The sequence below is a fragment of the Pseudomonas sp. BN411 genome (assembly GCF_029871235.1).
GTDB lineage: Bacteria > Pseudomonadota > Gammaproteobacteria > Pseudomonadales > Pseudomonadaceae > Metapseudomonas.
Window position 1 is genome coordinate 38719 of the sequence record NZ_SSOM01000081.1, and the last position, 18748, is coordinate 57466.

The 18748-nt window shown below is 65.6% G+C and carries 14 protein-coding genes; 8 read left to right on the plus strand and 6 right to left on the minus strand.

Annotated features, from left to right (window positions below; genetic code table 11):
• Window positions 1–270: 270 nt before the first annotated feature.
• Window positions 271–1689: a TIGR00366 family protein gene (locus E8F06_RS24630; protein ID WP_280371933.1), complete on the plus strand. Its 1419-nt coding sequence runs from the start codon at window positions 271–273 to the stop codon at window positions 1687–1689.
• Window positions 1690–1948: 259 nt separating this feature from the next.
• Here E8F06_RS24630 and E8F06_RS24635 read toward each other — a convergent pair whose 3' ends face one another.
• The 6 genes from E8F06_RS24635 to E8F06_RS24660 form a co-directional block, all read right to left on the minus strand.
• Window positions 1949–2854: a hydroxymethylglutaryl-CoA lyase gene (locus E8F06_RS24635; protein WP_280371934.1), complete on the minus strand. Its 906-nt coding sequence runs from the start codon at window positions 2852–2854 to the stop codon at window positions 1949–1951.
• Window positions 2855–2983: 129 nt separating this feature from the next.
• Entirely contained in the window at window positions 2984–4933 is a 1950-nt protein-coding gene (locus E8F06_RS24640; RefSeq protein WP_280371935.1) for an acetyl/propionyl/methylcrotonyl-CoA carboxylase subunit alpha, read from the minus strand.
• Window positions 4934–4935: 2 nt separating this feature from the next.
• Window positions 4936–5730, minus strand: a complete 795-nt coding sequence (locus E8F06_RS24645) for a gamma-carboxygeranoyl-CoA hydratase (RefSeq protein ID WP_280371936.1) — start codon at window positions 5728–5730, stop codon at window positions 4936–4938.
• Window positions 5731–5831: 101 nt separating this feature from the next.
• Window positions 5832–7439, minus strand: coding sequence for a carboxyl transferase domain-containing protein (locus E8F06_RS24650; RefSeq protein WP_280371937.1), 1608 nt, complete (start codon window positions 7437–7439; stop codon window positions 5832–5834).
• Window positions 7440–7548: 109 nt separating this feature from the next.
• Entirely contained in the window at window positions 7549–8712 is a 1164-nt protein-coding gene (locus E8F06_RS24655) for an isovaleryl-CoA dehydrogenase (RefSeq protein WP_077526199.1), read from the minus strand.
• 42 nt (window positions 8713–8754) lie between these two features.
• Window positions 8755–9153: a MerR family DNA-binding transcriptional regulator gene (locus E8F06_RS24660; protein WP_280349630.1), complete on the minus strand. Its 399-nt coding sequence runs from the start codon at window positions 9151–9153 to the stop codon at window positions 8755–8757.
• Window positions 9154–9372: 219 nt separating this feature from the next.
• Between E8F06_RS24660 and E8F06_RS24665 the strand changes: the two genes are divergently transcribed.
• The 7 genes from E8F06_RS24665 to E8F06_RS24695 all read left to right on the plus strand — a co-directional run bounded on the left by E8F06_RS24665 (window position 9373) and on the right by E8F06_RS24695 (window position 18725).
• Window positions 9373–11280, plus strand: a complete 1908-nt coding sequence (locus tag E8F06_RS24665; RefSeq protein ID WP_280371938.1) for a sigma-54-dependent Fis family transcriptional regulator — start codon at window positions 9373–9375, stop codon at window positions 11278–11280.
• A 153-nt stretch (window positions 11281–11433) separates the two neighbouring features.
• The gene (locus tag E8F06_RS24670) at window positions 11434–13167 is read left to right on the plus strand and encodes an ABC transporter ATP-binding protein (protein ID WP_280371939.1); all 1734 of its coding nucleotides are present in this window, start codon (window positions 11434–11436) and stop codon (window positions 13165–13167) included.
• Window positions 13157–13831, plus strand: a complete 675-nt coding sequence (locus tag E8F06_RS24675; RefSeq protein ID WP_280371940.1) for a peptidase S8 and S53 subtilisin kexin sedolisin — start codon at window positions 13157–13159, stop codon at window positions 13829–13831. Before E8F06_RS24670 ends, E8F06_RS24675 begins: the two co-directional genes overlap by 11 nt.
• On the plus strand, window positions 13824–15113 hold the full coding sequence (locus E8F06_RS24680; protein ID WP_280371941.1) for a lycopene cyclase family protein: 1290 nt from the start codon (window positions 13824–13826) through the stop codon (window positions 15111–15113). Before E8F06_RS24675 ends, E8F06_RS24680 begins: the two co-directional genes overlap by 8 nt.
• Window positions 15114–15451: 338 nt before the next feature.
• Entirely contained in the window at window positions 15452–16876 is a 1425-nt protein-coding gene (locus tag E8F06_RS24685; RefSeq protein WP_280371942.1) for a diguanylate cyclase, read from the plus strand.
• Between the two features lie 346 nt (window positions 16877–17222).
• Window positions 17223–17738: a cysteine dioxygenase family protein gene (locus tag E8F06_RS24690; protein WP_280371943.1), complete on the plus strand. Its 516-nt coding sequence runs from the start codon at window positions 17223–17225 to the stop codon at window positions 17736–17738.
• A gap of 105 nt (window positions 17739–17843) precedes the next feature.
• Window positions 17844–18725 carry a helix-turn-helix domain-containing protein gene (locus tag E8F06_RS24695; protein WP_280371944.1) on the plus strand — a complete coding sequence of 294 codons (882 nt, stop codon included), beginning with the start codon at window positions 17844–17846 and terminating at the stop codon, window positions 18723–18725.
• The last annotated feature ends 23 nt before the right edge of the window (window positions 18726–18748 follow it).

The window sequence follows — 18748 nt, forward strand, 5'->3', positions numbered from 1 at the left end:
TCGCAGGCTCGGACCAACCTACGGAAGCTCCACCCATAACTAGAAAGCTCCAATGGACCGGGCCCACCTGGTTCTCGCAAGGCCATCACGCAAGAGCCCACGGCTGAAAGGTCACGGGCACCCGACCTCACCATGCCCCTCCCGGGCGTGGCGTCGTTGTTTCAGACAGAAAAGAGGGCAAAGACCCTCGGATTCTTTTCAAGACCACTGTCCCGGCACCCGGCCCTGGCTGGGTGAATGCCGATAAAAACAACACTCCCGAGGTACCCGATGGCCACCACACTTCAAGAAAGCCGTTCAGCCCGCTTTGCCATGCGCTGCTCCGCCTGGGCGGAACGTTGGTTCCCCGACTCCTGGGTTTTCGCCGCAGTCGCCGTACTGCTTGTCACCGTGGCCGCGCTGGGCATGGGTGCACCGGCCAGCCAGGCCGCCAAGGCCTTTGGCGACGGATTCTGGAGCCTGATTCCCTTCACCATGCAGATGGCCTTCGTGGTCATCGGCGGCTACGTGGTCGCCAGCTCTGGCCCGGCCTCGCGCCTGATCGACCTGCTGGCCCGCGTGCCGAAGAACGGCCGCTCCGCCGTGTGCTGGGTGGCGCTGATCTCGATGGTCGCGTCCTTGCTCAACTGGGGCCTCTCCCTGGTGTTCGGCGGCCTGCTGGTGCGCGCCCTGGCCCGCCGTGAAGAGTTGAAGATGGATTACCGCGCCGCCGGTGCCGCCGCCTACCTGGGCCTGGGCGCGGTCTGGGCGCTGGGCCTGTCCTCTTCGGCCGCGCAGCTGCAGGCCAACCCGGCCAGCCTGCCGCCGTCCATCCTTGCCATCACCGGCGTGATTCCCTTCACCGAGACCATCTTCCTCTGGCAGTCGGGTGTGATGCTGCTGGCGCTGATCGTGGTGTCCCTGGTGATCGCCTACATGACCGCACCCAGCGCTGCCAGTGCTCGTGACGCCAAGGCCTGCGGCATTGACCCGAGCTTCACCGCGCCGCCCCAGGTCAAGCCGACCCGTCCGGGCGAATGGCTGGAACACAGCCCGCTGCTGATCATCCTGCTGGTGGCCCTGGCCGGCGGCTGGTTGGCCCAGGAGTTCGCCAGCAAGCCGGCGATCACCGCCATCTCCGGCCTGAACACCTACAACCTGCTGTTCATCATGGCCGGCGCGCTGCTGCACTGGCGCCCGCGCAGCTTCCTCGACGCCGTGGCCCGCGCCGTTCCGACCACCACCGGGGTGCTGATCCAGTTCCCGCTGTATGGCTCCATCGCCGCCATCATGACCACCGTCAACGGCAGCGATGGCCAGACCCTGGCGCACCACATCTCCACCTTCTTCGTGCAGATCGCCAACCACGACACCTACGCGCTGCTGATGGGCGTGTATTCGGCTGTGCTGGGCTTCTTCATCCCGTCCGGTGGTGGCAAGTGGATCATCGAGGCGCCCTACGTGATGCAGGTGGCGAACGAGCTGCAGTACCACCTGGGCTGGTCGGTGCAGATCTACAACGCCGCGGAAGCGCTGCCGAACCTGATCAACCCCTTCTACATGCTGCCATTGCTGGGCGTGCTGGGCCTGAAGGCGCGCGACCTGATCGGCTTCTCCTTCGTCCAGCTGCTGGTGCATATCCCGCTGGTGATGGTGTTGCTGTGGGCGCTGGGGACGACGCTGACGTATGTGCCGCCGGTGATGCCGTAACGCGTGCAAGGCAGGTAGGGTGGGCTTCAGCCCACCATCAACGAGCCACGTGGGCTGAAGCCCACCCTACGAGCTGATGTGAGCCCTATTGGTCACAGGTCGCACGGACAGCCCCCTCTCCCTGAGGGAGAGGGTTGGGGTGAGGGGGAAATGCTGATCACCTGGCCAGAGCTTCAAATGGACACAGCAATAGGAGCGCTACGCGCTCCTTAGCGAATGAATTCGCCCCCACAGAAGAGGGGCGAATCGCGAGCTGAGGTCAGCCCCTCTTGGCCAGAATCGCCCGCGCAACCCGCGAGCCATTCTCCTTGCCGAGCACCGCGCAGATACGCTGGCCGGCGTCCACCAGCTTGCCCATGTCGATACCGGTCTCGATGCCCATTCCATTGAGCAGGTAGAGCACGTCTTCTGTGGCGACGTTGCCGGTGGCACCCTTGGCATAGGGGCAGCCGCCGAGGCCAGCGACCGAGCTATCGAACACGGCGATGCCTTCCAGCAGGCTGGCGTGGATGTTCGCCACGGCCTGGCCGAAGGTGTCGTGGAAGTGGCCGGCGAGCCTGTCGCGCGGCACGCGGGTGCCCACCACGTTGATCAGATGGCGGGTCGCGCCGGCGGTGCCGGTGCCGATGGTGTCGCCCAGGGAGACTTCGTAGCAGCCCATGGCGTACAGCTCGGCGGCGACGGCAGCCACCTGTTCGGCGGGCACCTCGCCGTCATAGGGGCAACCCAGCACGCAGGACACATAGCCGCGCACGCTGATGCCGTTGGCCTTGGCCGCTTCCATCACAGGGACGAAGCGTTCCAGGCTCTCGGCGATGGAGCAGTTGATGTTCTTCTGCGAGAAGGACTCGGACGCGGCAGCGAACACCGCCACTTCCTTCACCCCGGCCTCCACGGCCGCCTCGAATCCCTTGAGGTTCGGTGCCAGGGCCGCGTAGGTGACGCCAGCCTTGCGCTGGATCTGCGCGAAGACTTCGGCGGAGCCTGCCATCTGTGGCACCCACTTGGGCGATACGAAACTGCCGACTTCGACATAGCCGAGGCCGGCGGCGGTGAGGTCGTCCACCAGACGCACCTTGTCGGCGACGCTGATGGGTTGCTTCTCGTTCTGCAGGCCATCGCGTGGGCCGACTTCGACCAGGCGGACCTTGCTGGGAATGTTCATTGCGTCATCTCTCAAATTCACCGGAGTTCACGACCGTAGGATGGGTCGGGCGGCGTTCCGCGAGCGGAGCGAAACCCATCAACCCCGCGATGGGTATCGCGGGGCTCCACCCATCCTACCGAAAGCCGATCAAACGCTGATCTCTTCCAGCTCCACCAGCGCGGTGCCTTCTTTGACCAGCTCGCCCTCGTTGCAATACAGCGCCTTGACCACGCCGTCGTGGGGCGCGCGGATGCTGTGTTCCATCTTCATGGCTTCGAGCACAACCAGCGCGGTGCCAGCTTCGACTTTCTGCCCGGCTTCCACCAGGACGCGCACGATACTGCCGTTCATGGGCGCCGTCAGCCCGCCGTGGTGGGCGTGGCTGGCTTCCACTTCCTCGATGGGGTCGACGCGGGTGACGCTGCGCAGCTCGCCGTTCCATTCCAGGTAAAGGTTTTCACCGCGACGGATTGCCAGGTGCTGGCGGCGCAGGCCGTCCTGTTCCAGGGTGATCTGCTCGCCCTTGAGCTGGATCGGGCTGGTGGCGGCACCACGCAGGCGGACCACCTGACGCTCGTCGCCGCAGGTCAGATGCAGGTCGGTTTCGCTCGGCAGGCCGGCGCGCCAGCCGCTGTTACGGCTCCACGGCGAGTGCGGGTCATCGCCGCGCACACGCCCGGCTTCGCCCTGGCGGAAGGCTTCGGCGGCTACCTGCCAGAAGGCCGGGGGCAGGGCGGCCGGGGTGGGCAGCAGCTGCTCCTGGTGACGGGCGATGAAGCCGGTGTCCAGCTCGGCTTCGGCGAAGGCGGGGTGGGCCAGCACGCGACGGAGGAAGGCCAGGTTGGTCTTGAAGCCGCCCACGGCGGTCTCATCGAGCATGGCCAGCAGGCGTTGGCGTGCTTCCTCGCGGTTTTCGCCCCAGGCGATCAGCTTGGCCAGCATCGGGTCGTAGAAGGGGGAGACTTCATCACCTTCGGCAACTCCGCTGTCCACGCGGCGGCCGGGGCCGGCATTGGCTTCGCGGTAGAGGGCGAGGCGGCCGCTGGCCGGCAGGAAGTCCTGGTCCGGGTCTTCGGCGTAGAGGCGCACTTCGATGGCGTGGCCGATCAGCGGCACTTGCTCCTGGGTGATCGGTAGCGCTTCGCCACGGGCGACGCGAATCTGCCAGGCCACCAGGTCCAGGCCGGTGATGGCTTCGGTGACCGGGTGTTCCACCTGCAGGCGGGTGTTCATCTCCATGAAGAAGAAGTCGCCGCGTTCATCCAGCAGGAATTCCACGGTGCCGGCACCGACGTAGCCGATGGCCTGGGCCGCACGGACGGCGGACTCGCCCATGGCCTTGCGGATTTCCGGCGAGAGGCCGGGGGCGGGGGCTTCCTCGACGACCTTCTGGTGACGGCGCTGGATGGAGCAATCGCGCTCGTTCAGATAGAGGCAGTTGCCGTGGCTGTCGGCGAACACCTGGATTTCCACGTGGCGCGGCTTGAGGACGTACTTCTCCACCAGCATGCGCGAGTCGCCGAAGGCGGACTGGGCTTCACGCTGGGCGGAGGCCAGGGCTTCGGCCAGCTCGCTTTCGCGCTCGACCACTTTCATGCCCTTGCCACCACCACCAGCGGCGGCTTTCAGCAGCACCGGGTAGCCGATGCGCTCGGCGGCGGTGCGGAAGGTTTCCAGGTCCTGGGCTTCGCCGTGGTAGCCGGGCACCAGCGGTACGCCGGCGGCTTCCATCAGGGCCTTGGCGGCGGACTTGCTGCCCATGGCATCGATGGCGGTGGCCGGCGGGCCAAGGAAGATCAGGCCGGCGTCGGCGATGGCGCGGGCGAAACCGGCGTTCTCGGAGAGGAAACCGTAGCCGGGGTGGATGGCCTGGGCGCCGCTGGCCTTGGCGGCGGCGATCAGTTTGTCCACCAGCAGGTAGCTTTCGGCCGGCTTGGCGCCGCCGAGGTCCACGGCTATATCGGCCTCGCGGACATGGCGGGCGTTGCGGTCGATGGCGCTGTGCACGGCGACGGTACGGATGCCCAGCGCCTTGGCGGTGCGCATCACGCGGCAGGCAATTTCGCCGCGGTTGGCGATCAGCAGGGTGGTGATCATTGTTATTGCTCCTGCCAGGACGGTTTGCGTTTTTCCAGGAAGGCGCGCAGGCCCTCCTGACCTTCGGGGCTTACGCGGATACGGGCGATGGCGTTTTCGGTATAGCGGCGCAGGTTGGGGGAGAGAACGCCGCTGCCGACTTCGCGCAGCAGGTCTTTGGTGGAGCTCATGGCCTGCGGGCTGTTCTGCAGCAGGTTGGCGGTCCAGCTCTCCACGGCCTGATCCAGCTCCTCGGCCGGGTAGCACTCGGCGAGCAGGCCCAGTTCGCGGGCACGCTCGCCGCTGAAGCGCTCGGCGGTCAGGGCATAGCGGCGCGCGGCGCGCTCGCCGATGGCCTGGACCACGAAGGGGCTGATGACGGCCGGCAGCAGGCCGATGCGTACTTCGGACAGAGAGAACTGCGCGTCCACGGCGCCGATGGCCATGTCGCAGCAGCTGATCAGGCCCAGTGCACCGCCGAATGCGGCTCCCTGCACCACGGCCAGGGTCGGCACCTTGAGCTGGTAGAGGTTGTACATCAGCTCGGCCAACTCGCGGGAGTCGTCGAGGTTGGCGTTGTAGTCGAGCTGGGCGGATTCCTGCATCCAGGCCAGGTCCGCGCCGGCGGAGAAGTGTCGGCCACGGCCGCGCAGGATCAGGAAACGCACCTTGCCATGTTCCTTGACGGCGTCCAGGGCGAGGATCAGTTCGCGGATCATGCCGGCGTTGAAGGCGTTGTTCTTCTCCGGGCGGTTCAGCCAGAGGGTGGCGACGCCGTTGTCGGCGATGTCCAGTTGCAGGGTGTTGAAGTCGGTCATCGTGCTCTCCTGTAGGAGCGAGCTTGCTCGCGATCAGCGGTGGAACCCGGGTTCGCCAGCAAGCTGGCTCCTACGATGGCTCCACCGGTCGCAAGCAGGGGTTACATCCGGAACACGCCGAAGGTGGTCCGCTCGATCGGGGCGTTGAGGCTGGCGGAAAGCGCCAGGCCCAGCACGTCGCGGGTTTGCGCCGGGTCGATCACGCCGTCGTCCCACAGCCGCGCGCTGGAGTAGTACGAATGCGCCTGGCGCTCGTACTGCTCGAGGATCGGCTGCTTGATGCGAGCTTCGTCTTCGGCGCTCAGGCTGTGACCAGCGCGTTCGCTCTGCTCGCGCTTGACCTGGGTGAGCACGCCGGCGGCCTGTTCGGCGCCCATCACGCCGATGCGCGCGTTGGGCCACATCCACAGGAAGCGCGGGTCGTAGGCTCGGCCGCACATGCCGTAGTTACCGGCGCCGAAGCTGCCGCCGATGATCACGGTGAACTTCGGCACCTTGGCGCAGGCCACTGCTGTCACCAGCTTGGCGCCGTGCTTGGCGATGCCGCCTTCCTCGTACTTCTTGCCCACCATGAAGCCGGTGATGTTCTGCAGGAACAGCAGCGGAATGCCGCGCTGGCAGGCCAGTTCGATGAAGTGCGCGCCTTTCTGCGCGGCTTCGGCGAAGAGGATGCCGTTGTTGGCGAGGATGGCGATGGGGTAGCCGTGGAGGTGGGCGAAGCCGCACACCAGGGTGGTACCGAACAGCGCCTTGAACTCATCGAATTCGGAGTCGTCCACCAGGCGGGCGATGACTTCGCGTACGTCGAAGGGTTGCTTGGCGTCGGCCGGGATCACGCCGTACAGCTCATCGCTGGCGAAGCGCGGGGCGAGTGGGGCACGCAGGTTCAGCTCGCCGGCCTTGCGCCAGTTGAGGTTGGCGATGCTGCGGCGTGCCAGGGCCAGGGCGTGTTCATCGCTTTCGGCGTAGTGGTCGGCCACGCCCGAGGTCTTGCAGTGCACATCGGCGCCGCCCAGTTCCTCGGCGGTCACCACTTCACCGGTGGCGGCCTTCACCAGCGGCGGGCCGGCGAGGAAGATGGTGGCCTGGTTGCGCACCATGATGGTTTCGTCGGACATCGCCGGCACGTAGGCGCCGCCGGCGGTGCAGGAGCCCATGACCACCGCGATCTGCGGAATGCCCATGGCGCTCATGTTGGCCTGGTTGAAGAAGATGCGGCCGAAGTGCTCGCGGTCGGGGAACACGTCTTCCTGGCGCGGCAGGTTGGCGCCACCCGAGTCCACCAGATAGATGCACGGCAGGCGGTTCTGCTGGGCAATGGTCTGGGCGCGCAGGTGCTTCTTCACGGTCAGCGGGTAGTAGGAGCCGCCTTTCACCGTGGCGTCGTTGGCCACGATCATGCATTCCACGCCTTCCACGCGGCCGATGCCGGCCACCACGCCAGCGGCGGGTACGTCTTCGCCATACACCTCATGGGCGGCCAACTGGCCGATTTCGAGGAAGGGCGAGCCGGCGTCCAGCAGGCGGTTGATGCGCTCGCGGGGCAGCAGCTTGCCGCGCGAGGTGTGGCGTTCCTGGGCCTTGGCGCCGCCGCCTTCATGGATGCGGCCGAGCAGCGTGTGCAGGGCACCGACCTGGTCGAGCATCGCCGCGCTGTTGCGGGCGAACTCCGGGGAACGGGTATTGATCTGGGTGTGCAGGATGGCCATCTGGCGCGCTCCGTCGAGTGTCTGTACCGGCGCTTTCCTGTAGGAGCCAGCTTGCTGGCGAATGCTTGTTCGCGAGCAAGCTCGCTCCTACAGGAGCGAGGTGTGGCGATCAGCGGGTTTCGTTGTACAGCTCGCGGCCGATCAGCATGCGGCGGATTTCACTGGTGCCGGCGCCGATCTCGTAGAGCTTGGCGTCGCGCAGCAGGCGGCCGGCCGGGTACTCGTTGGTGTAGCCGTTGCCACCGAGCAGCTGGATGGTGTCCAGGGCCATCTTGGTGGCCATTTCGGCGGTGTAGAGGATCACCGCGGCAGCGTCCTTGCGCGATTCCTCGCCGCGGTCGCAGGCCTTGGCCACGTTGTACAGGTAGGACTTGGAGGCGTTCATGCCGGCGTACATGTCGGCCAGCTTGCCTTGCACCAACTGGAATTCGCCGATGGACTGCTTGAACTGCTGGCGCTCGTGCACGTAGGGCAGCACCACGTCCATGCAGGCGGTCATGATCCCGGTCGGGCCGCCGGAGAGCACGGTACGTTCATAGTCCAGGCCGCTCATCAGCACGGCCACGCCACGGCCTTCCGCACCAAGGATGTTCTCTTCCGGCACTTCGACGTCTTCGAACACCAGCTCGCAGGTGTTGGAGCCGCGCATACCCAGCTTGTCCAGCTTCTGGTGGCGGGAGAAGCCCTTGTAGTCGCGCTCGACGATGAAGGCGGTCATGCCGCGCGAACCGGCGTTGACGTCGGTCTTGGCGTAGATCACGTAGGTGTTGGCGTCCGGGCCGTTGGTGATCCACATCTTGTTGCCGTTGAGCACGTAGCGGTCGCCTTTCTTCTCGGCGCGCAGCTTCATCGACACCACGTCCGAGCCGGCGTTGGGCTCGCTCATGGCCAGCGCGCCGACGTGCTCGCCGGAGCACAGCTTGGGCAGGTACTTGAGCTTCTGCTCGTGAGTGCCGTTCTTGCGGATCTGGTTGAGGCACAGGTTGGAGTGGGCGCCGTAGGACAGGCCGACCGAGGCGGACGCGCGGCTGATCTCTTCCATGGCCACCACGTGGGCCAGGTAGCCCATGTTGGTGCCGCCGTATTCCTCTTCCACGGTCATGCCCAGCAAGCCCATGTCGCCGAACTTGCGCCACATGTCCATGGGGAACTCGTTATCGCGGTCGATCTGGGCGGCACGCGGAGCCAGTTCGGCTTGGGCGAACTGGTAGACGGAGTCGCGCAGCATGTCGATGGTCTCGCCGAGACCGAAGTTGAGGGTGGGATAGCTCATCGTTACACCTGTGCTTGTCATTGTCGGTGAGTGGGGGAGGGGTCAGGCATTGACGCCCTGTTTGCGTTCGGTTTCGGCCATGGCCGCCAGGCAGCGTTCCTCGGCCGTATCCAGTTCCAGTTGCATCTGCTGGATGTCCAACAGCTGCTGTTCAAGCTGCGCGCGGCGCGCGGCGATCTTGCCCATGAAGGTTTCCAACTGCTTGCGGTTGCCGCTGCTGGGGTCGTAGAGGTCGATCAGTTCCTTGCATTCGGCCAGCGAGAAGCCGATGCGCTTGCCCCGCAGGATGAGCTTCAGCGCCACCAGGTCCTTCGGGCTGTAGATGCGTTCCTGGCCACGGCGCTCCGGGCTGAGCATGCCTTGCTCTTCATAGAAGCGGATGGCGCGGGTGGTGACATCCAGTTCGCGGGCCAGGTCGGAAATGCTGTAGGTGGTGGGCATGGAAGGGGCCGTCTCTGTGTTTACCTTTACGTTAACGTAAACCTGTGCCAACCTGACTGTCAACTACGCACCGCAACGGCAAGCGACGGCCGGAATGGCTTGATACTTGCTCCTTGCGGGGGAAGTGGCCCGCTCTTTACGGACGCGGGCCGGGGGTGTAGACATTCAAGGCGTGCGACCAACCGCCGGCCCAAGCCGGGGCGCACGCTGGAGCGAGAGATGGCGCAAGACATTCGAATAAAAACCGCTGCCGATCCATTGCAAGAGTCGCGGGAGTTCCGCCTGAAGCTGGCCAGCGAGGGCGAACTGCCCCAGGGCGTGCTACGCGACGAAATCGATGCCTCCTGGCGACGCAGCCTGGAGCACGGCCTCAACTGCCTGGAAGGCGACCAGGTGGGGCTGGAGCAGGGCCACGACCTGCAACTGCTGCTGGACAGCAATCGCCTGCTGATCGACGCCGCCACCCCGGAACTCGAATACCTGGTCAGCCAGCAGGGCAAGGGCGGGCTGATCATCCTCGGCGACGCCCAGGCCAACGTCCTCGCCATCGAGGGCCAGACCGAATACCTCAAGACCTTCGGCCTGCGCGACCTCAAGCCCGGCAGCTGCTGGAGCGAATCCCTGCGTGGCACCAACGCCATCGGCACCGCCGTGGTCGAAGGGCGCCCGACGCTGATCAACTGCGGCGAGCACTACCTCGACCGCCTCAGCCCCTTTTCCTGTACCTCGGTGCCGCTGCGTGACCCGCAGGGCCGCGTGGTGGGCGTGCTCGACCTGACCCGCGAAGGCGTCATGGCCCAGCCTCAGGACAACCTCTCCACGCTGATGCTGGCGGCCGGAAACATCGAGAGCCGCATGTTCGGCCTCTGCTACCCGGACCAACTGGTGCTGGCCTTCCACAACCGCCCGCAATATCTCGGCAGCGCCTGGCACGGCCTGCTGGCGCTGAGCCTGGATGGCGAAGTGCTGGCTGCCAACGAGCGCGCCTGCGACCTGCTGCAGATTCGCCGCGAAGCCCTGGTGGGCCGGCGGTCCAGCGACCTCATCGGTGAGCGTTCGCCGCAGTTCATCGCACGCCTGCTGCAGGGCGGGGTGAGCAGCGTGCAGACCGCCAAAGGCGAATTCTTCTTCCGCGCCTTGCAGGTGCCGCGCCATACCAACCTCAGTGGTCCAGCACCCGCTGCCAAGGCTCCGTCCGCGCAGAAAACCCAGATACTTGAAGAACTGGCCGGCCGCGACAGCCGTTTCGCCCGCGCTCTGCGCATGGCCCGTCAGGGGCTGGCCAACGAGCTGCCGGTGCTGCTGCTGGGCGAGACCGGCACTGGCAAAGAGGTGGTGGCCCGCGCGCTGCACCAGTCCGGCCCGCGTGCCGACAAGCCCTTCGTGGCGGTGAACTGCGCCGCCATTCCCGAGGGCCTGATCGAATCCGAACTCTTCGGCTACCGCGAAGGCGCCTTCACCGGTTCTCGCCGGGGCGGCATGGTTGGCCGGCTGATGCAGGCCCACGGTGGCACCCTGTTCCTCGATGAAATCGGCGATATGCCGCTCAGCCTGCAGGCGCGCCTGTTGCGCGTGTTGCAGGAGCGCAGGGTGGCGCCGCTCGGTGCCGGCGAAGAGCAGGACATCGACGTTGCGGTGATCTGCGCGACCCACCGAGACCTCAAGCGCCTGGTGCAGGACAAGCATTTCCGCGAGGACCTCTACTACCGCATCAACGGCGTCAGCCTGCGCTTGCCGGCCCTGCGTGAGCGGGATGACCTGGCGGGGATGATCGGCAGCGTGCTGCACAAGTTCGGCGCTACCAACGTCAGTCTCGACAAGGACCTCAACGAGTTGCTGGCCGGCTACGACTGGCCGGGCAACATTCGCCAGCTGGAAATGGTCCTGCGCTCGGCCCTGGCCATGCGTGAAGAGGGCGAGACGGTGCTTGGCCTCGACCACCTCACCGACAGCCTGCTGGACGACCTGACCGCCAGCTGCCGCCAGCCGGGCAGCATCCGCGAGAACGAACTGGAGCTGATCCGCGGCGCGCTGGACCGCCACCAGGGCAATGTCTCGGCCGCCGCCGATTCCCTGGGCATCAGCCGCGCGACGCTGTATCGCAAGTTGAAGCAGCTGCGGGGATGACTCAATTCCTTGTAGGGGCGAACGGTCCTTGTAGGGGCGAATTCATTCGCCAAGGGCAACGCAGTTGCCCCGAATATCCAGAGGCAGACCTTCGGCCTGCTTGGCGAATGAATTCGCCCCTACAGGGTTACGGCCCACTTTGGCAGTGAATCCATGACCCGCCTCTTCCTCAAACTTGTAGAAACCAGCAACCCCGACCTGCTGCGCCGTGCCCTGGCCTGGCTCTACGGCTTCATCCGTCCACAACTGCGCGCCATTCTGGTGCTGCTCGGCCTGTCCCTCGGTGCCTCGTTGCTGGTGCTGGCCCAGCCCTGGTTGACCAAGACCCTGATCGACGACGGCCTGCTGGCAAAGGATTTCAGCAAGCTGGTGCAGGTGGCCGTCGCGATGATCGCCGTCGGCATCCTCGGCACGATGCTGTCCGGCATCAACCGCTACCTGCACACGCGGCTTTCCGGGCGCATCCTCTTCGCCCTGCGGGACGACCTCTATCGCCATCTCCAGCAACTCTCGCCAGCCTTCTACGGCCGCAAGCGCATCGGCGACATTCTGTCCCGGCTCGATGGCGACGTGGCGGAGATCCAGCGTTTCGCCGTGGATTCGCTGTTCTCGGCGGTTTCCAGTGTCATTGGCCTGATCGGCGCGGTGGCGCTGATGCTGTTGCTGTCCTGGCAACTGTCGTTGCTGCTGGCGCTGTTGATTCCCATCGAAGTGCTCTGGCTGCGCTGGATGCGGCGCAAGGTAGAGCGCGAAGTACGCAGCCTGCGTGAGCGTTCGGCGGATGTGTCGTCCTTCCTGGTAGAAACCCTGCCGGCGATGAAATTCATCCAGGCCGCCGGCCAGCAGAAGCGCGAGTCGCGCCGTCTGGAAGGGCTGGGGCAGGGCTACATGAGCCAATTGCTGCGGGTGCAGGTCACCGAATTCTTCACCCACGCCGTGCCCGGCACGCTTACCTCGCTGTCTCGCGCCTGCGCGTTCCTCATCGGCGGTTACTGGGTGATCCAGGGCACCTGGCAACTGGGCGCGCTGATCGCCTTTTCCACTTATCTCGGCATGGCCGTGGGCCCGGTGCAGAGCCTGCTCGGCCTCTACGTGGCGCTGCAACGCATGACCGTCAGCCTTGGCCGGGTGATGGAGCTGCAACAGGAACCGGTGCCGGTACGCCAGCCCGAGTCGCCCAAACCCATGCCGGAGGGCAGGGGAGAGCTGCGCCTTGAGGGCGTGCACTTCGCCCATGAACAGCGCGCCGGCGCTGTGCTGAGCGGGGTGGATGCGGTGATCCCCGCTGGCCTCAAGGTGGCCATCAGCGGCGCTTCGGGCGTCGGCAAATCGACCCTCATCGACCTGCTGCAACGCTTCTACGACCCGGATCAGGGCCGCGTGCTATTGGACGGCGCGGACCTGCGCGAGTTGGACCTCTTCGCCCTGCGCCGGCGCATCGCCGTGGTCAGCCAGGACATCGTTCTGTTCCGTGGCACCCTGGCCGAGAACCTTGCCTACAGTGCCCCAGAGGCCACGCGCGATGCCCTGGAGCAGGTGGCGCGGCTGGCCCGGCTGGACAGCCTGATCGAATCCTTGCCTATGGGCCTGGACAGCCCCCTGGGCGAGCGCGGCCAGCAGCTTTCCGGCGGCCAGAAACAACGCATCGCCATTGCCCGCGCCTTGCTGCAAGACCCGCTCATCCTCGTGCTGGACGAAGCCACCTCGGCGGTGGACGAAGCCACCGAACGGGAAGTGATCGCCGCCATCGACCAACTCTTCTTTGGCCGTACCCGCATTCTCATCAGCCACCGTCCGTCCACCCTGGCCCAGGCCGAGATCGCCTTCCGCCTGGAACAAGGCCAGTTGCACAGCCTGGAGCCGGAGCAGGTGAGCCATGGCCATTGAGCTTGCCATTGGCATCATCGACAGCGGCTTTGCGCCTGGGCAGGGCGATCAGGTCGCACTGGCCAGGCGCTTCTGGCTGGACGGCGGGGAGTTGCAGGAGGGCGAATCCCAACCCGACTCCCTGGGTCATGGCAGCGTGGTACTGGACACCCTGACTCGCGAAAGTGGCCCGATTCGCCTCTGCGTTGCCCAGGTCTTCGGCGACCGCTGGCAGACCAGCCCACTGCAGGTCGCCGCCGCGTTGCACTGGCTGATCGAGCAGGACGTTGCGCTGGTGAACATGAGTCTCGGCCTGCGCAACGACCGCCCGGTGCTGCGCGAGGCCTGCGTGCTGGCCCAGGCCTCCGGCATCCTGCTTTGCGCTTCCAGCCCGGCGCAGGGCGAGCCGGTGTATCCGGCCGCCTATCCGGGCGTGATCCGTGTAACCGGCGACGCCCGCTGCGCACCGGGGCAATGGTCTTGGCTGAACAGTCCCCAGGCCGACTTCGGCGCCCATGTCTCCGCCGCCAATGGCGTGGCCGGCTCCAGCGTGGGCTGCGCGGCACTCTCCGGGATCATCGCGGGCTACCTGCGGTCCCAGCCTGGTGCAAGCCGCGAGGCGGTGCTCCAGTGGCTACGGGACGGTGCAACCTTCATCGGCCCGGAGCGCCGTGGCCATGACTGACATCGTCGTACTCGGCGCCGGACCGGCCGGCGCGGCGGTGGCCCTGGGGCTGAAGCGGCTGGGTTACTCCGTGCGTGTGGCCAGCGAATGGCGGCGCTTTGCGGCGGTGGAAGGCGTGTCCCAGCGCGTGCTGGACGGCCTGCGCCAGGCCGGCCTCCAACGTGCGCTGGCCTGTGCAGCCGCGCCGTCGCCTCGACGCGTGCTGTGGAATGGCGACGGCCAGTCCATCAACCAGGAATGCCTGCTGGACCGCCCACAATTCGATGCGGCCATCCGCGAAGACCTCCGCGAGGCGGGAATCGAAGCGCTGGAAGCCCGCGTGCTGAAAGTGGAAAGCACCGATGCCGGCCACCTGATCCATCTCGACTCCAACGAACCGCTGCGCGCCGACTTCCTCGTCGAAGCCCGAGGCCGTTCAGCACCGCTGGCCGGCGGCCGCCTGCGCGGGCCGGAAACCCTCAGTTTGCTCAATCAGTGGCAGGAGGCGCCGGGCTATCGCGGTTCGGCGGTGGAAAGCCTGCCCGATGGCTGGGCCTGGATGGCGCGCCTCGCTGATGGCCGCTGCTATTGGCAGATCACCCAGGACGCCGGTGGCCTGCCGCCCAAGGACCAGCTGCCGGACTACTGCGCCAAGCGCCGCGCCGAATCCGCCTTGGTGCGCGAACTGTTCGGCGCCGCCGCATTGGAGCCCGCCAGCCTCCACGCCCGCAGCAGCACGGCGATCCTCTTCTATGAGGCCAGCGGCCCCAACTGGTTGCGGGTAGGGGATGCGGCGATGGCGGTGGACCCGCTTTCCGGCAATGGCATCTTCCAGTCCCTGTCCTCTGCGCTGCAGGCTCCGGCCGTCATCAACACGATGCTGCAACGCCCTGACCGAGCTGAGTTGGCCCGACAGTTCCACCAGAGCCGGGTAGAGCATCTCTTCCTGCGCTTCGCCCGCACTGGCCGAGACTTCTACGCCCTGGAACAACGCTGGCCCGACCAACCCTTCTGGCGCGACCGGCGCAGCTGGCCGGATGCCGAGCCCATGCACGTCCCGGCGGATTTCAGCCAGGTGAGGGTAGAGCGGGCACCGGTGATTCACGGCGACCTGATTGAAGAGGTGGACGTTGTGATCACGGCCGACCAGCCCTTGGGTATCTGGCATCTGCAAGGCATCGAACTCGCGCCCCTCGTCGCCGCACTTAAGCGAGGGGAACTCAACCAGGCCCTGGCTGGATTGCCCGAGCCGCAGCGCCGCATGGTCCAGGGCTGGCTCCTGTCCCAGGGCTACCGCCCCTGAAGGTTTCTGCCAAACGCAACGCTCTACCAGGGCAGCCCTTCGGTCTGCTTGGCGATTGAAATCGCCCCTACAGTTGCCGGGCCAAGCCATCCAGCGCGATTCAGGGCGAGGGGCAGACGGGCCTGCTCCAAACTAACCCGTATACCCAAACCGCTTTCCCTGTAGGGGCGAATTCATTCGCCAAGGGCAACAGCGTTGCCCCCTCGAACCAGCACGCCAGCCCACCATCCACTGGAGATGGCAGAGTGCAGCCCGTCGGTCTTCACTGATTGTAAATTGACACTACGCCCATCAGTCACGCTAAGTGTCGGAGTAGTCGGCAGTTTCCAGGACATGCCATGAGTGAAGACCAGAAGAATAACGAACGCAGTATCTGGCACGTTTACCAAGGAAAGCTGGGCGCACCTCTGGCGCTCGCGGTGCTCGTATTCATCGGGTGCTTGTTGGGCATCCTCACCCGTCCGGAAAACCATCTCGCCTCGCTGTGGCTGGCCAACGCCACCATGGCCGGCTTCATGCTCAGGGTGCCGGCCTCGGCGAGCCCGCTTGGCTGGCTCTTCTCGACAGCGGCCTTCCTCGCTGCGGACCTGCTGACCGGCTCCGGGTTGTTCAAGGCGGGGATTCTCACCGTCGCCAACCTCCTGGGCGTGGCGGCGACCTATACGGTCTACAAGCGTCTGTCCAAGGGTGTGATGGGTATCCGCCAGCCGATGGCGGTACTTCAGCTCGCCATCGCCGGTGCGTGCGGTGCTGCGGCGTCCGGACTGGTGGGGGCGGTCGCCAATCCGCTGTTGTTCGGCGGCGGCATGCTGATCGGCTTCATCTTCTGGTTCGTCACCGAGTTCGCCAACTACATCGGCATACTGCCCGTCATCCTGAGCATGCCCGAGCCCGCCGCGCTGACGCGAAGGATGGTGAGCCACAGCGCCGCACCGATCCGCTGGCGCGGCATGCTTCCGGTGTTCGGGCTATTCGTCTCCTGCATGGGCGCCATCGTCATCGGCGGCCCTGGCGCCATCGCATTTCCGGTGCCCGCGCTGCTGTGGTGCGCGGTGACCTACTCGGTATTCGCCACCTCGCTGCTCACCCTGATGGCCAGCGCCTGGATGCTGATCAACTTTTCCCATTCCTTTCCTTACGATGAGGCGCTGCTCATCTCCCTCCGGCTTGGCGTGTTCCTGATCGTCCCCGGTCCGATCATGCTGTCCAGCGTGATGCAGAGTAATAACAAGCTGCTGATCACCCTCAAGCAGATGGCCGCGCGCGATGGCCTGACCGGCGTGAGCAACCGCCTGGACTTTCTTGACAGGGCCCAGGAACAACTGAACGACGTCTCGTCCTCCGTCGGGGTAATGATGATCGACCTGGATCACTTCAAGGAGATCAACGATACCCACGGCCACTCCGCCGGCGACGCCGTGCTGATCGCGGTAGCGGGGCGCATCCAGCGTTGCCTGCGGGGCAGTGACTTGCTGGGCCGCCTGGGTGGGGAGGAGTTCGCGATTCTGATTCCGGGCCGCTCCGCCGAAGAACTCATCGCCGTGGCCGAGCGTATTCGGCACACGGTGGCGGATTCCAAGGTCGGCCTGCCAAACCACACATCGATCCCGGTCACCATGAGCATCGGCCTCGTGGTGGTCGAGAATGGCAGCGGTTTGAGCATCGAGCGCCTGCTGATCGAGGCCGACCTGGCTCTCTACAAGGCCAAGAAAGCCGGGCGGAACCGGGTGGTACTTTCCAGTGCACTTGAGCCGGTCAGCTGAGGCTTCGGCAGGCGACTGACTCGGAATCTGTGGGGGCGAATTCATTCGCCAAGGGCAACGCAGTTGCCCCCTCCAACGCCCTGGTGCAGACACGCACGGTGGGGGGGGCACGTAAGCCATGCGGACCTCGGCCGATGGGTATCGCAAGCTCAACCCATCCTACGATCCAGGCCGAGCTAAAGAGGTCGACGGTATCGGCGCGAAAACCTACTACATTGAGTTTCGTTGCGGGAAAGCCGGAATTCCCTTTGCCCGTGATCAGACCGACCGGAGCTTTCGGAGGGCAGGGCACGTGCCGAACTTGATATTGAGCAGATTCATCGACCGCGCGACGGAACTGAGCCGCATGAAGTCGGAGCCTTGCGAATGCGTGGCGGCCCTGGCTCCGCTCATGCGGGAATTGATCGACGTTGCCCCCGGCTTTCTGGAGCCGGAGCACTATCGCAGCGATGCCGGGCACTACTCGCGCAATCTCATCTATCGGGCCGAGGACGACGGCCTGTCGCTGTACGCCCTGGTGTGGATGCCCGGGCAGTGGACGCCCGTGCATGACCACGGCAGTTGGGGTGTGGTGGGGATAGTCGAAGGCGTGCTGGAGGAGCGTAGCTACGTCTGCCTGTCTGCAGATCGCTCCCGTGATGAGGGAATCGAACTGGTTCGCGGGGGTGTCATTCTTCTGCCGCCTGGTGCGGTTACCAGCTTCGTGCCCAACCCCGATCACATTCACATCACTGGCGTTCCCGTCGAACGCGAGCGCGCCGTGAGCCTGCACCTGTATGGGCGGATGATGAACAACTTCCACATCTACGACGTGGAGGCTGGCAGGCGTTATCTCACGGAGCTTGAGCACAACCCCAATTGATGGGGCGTGGCGCCTCTTATCAGTAACTGCCACGCGCTTCCCGACTTGCACGTGGCTCATGGCGGTTGATAGCCTTCCGGGCCTAAGAAACCAGCAGGCCTGGGTATGGTAATCAGGGTTGTCGAAGCACAAGAAGTAGACCAGCAGCGGATAGCCATTCCCGGTTGGGAGCAGCAGTACACGCAGATGTCTGCCGGGCGATTCGCGGGGCGAATCCTGCATGCCGAGGTCGAGGGGATCGAGCTCTATGAAGAGCAGATGAACCTTCGTGTGGAGCAGGAATTCCATGCTCCCCCCGGCGCCCTGGTCTTCAGCTTCGACATGTCGGAAAACACGCTCTATCTGCTCGATGGCGAGACCCGCAATGCCTGGGTCACGCCGGAGAACTACCGCGAGGTGGCGGTGGTGATCAAGCAGGCGGGGCAGTGGGGTCAACCGCTCGATGGGTTCAATGACCTCGTGCTGACGCCGCTTCGATCCGACAACTGCAGGTCGGTCGCGGCCTCGCTCAGCAACATGCTCACGGGCGCGTCCGGCGGCCAGCACCAAATGGATGCTCCCGGCGTCGCGCAAACCATCGTGTCCGACTGCTTCTCCCTGCTCTGCGAGGCTCCGTTGGGCGACGGGCATCGCTCGCGCTCCATGGTCCAGGCCAAACGGGTCGTGCAGCGGGTCAAGGAAGTGGTGAACGATTGCCCCGAAGAGAACTTCGGGATGACCGAGTTGGCCGCGAAAGCGGGCGTCTCGACGCGCAGCCTGCAGCAATCCTTCCTGCGTTATGCCGGCATCCCGCCCATCGTGTGGCTCAGAAACCGTCGCCTGAATGCGGCTCGCCGCGACTTGCTGGGCGCCGCCGAGTCGGGCATGACGGTGGCCGAAGTGGCTATGAAGTGGTCGTTCTGGCACCTGGGCCGCTTCTCCCAGTCCTACCACGCGCTCTTCGGCGAATACCCCAAGACCACCGTCAAGCAGGGCGGCCGGGCCTGATCGTTGGCATAGACCGTAGGATG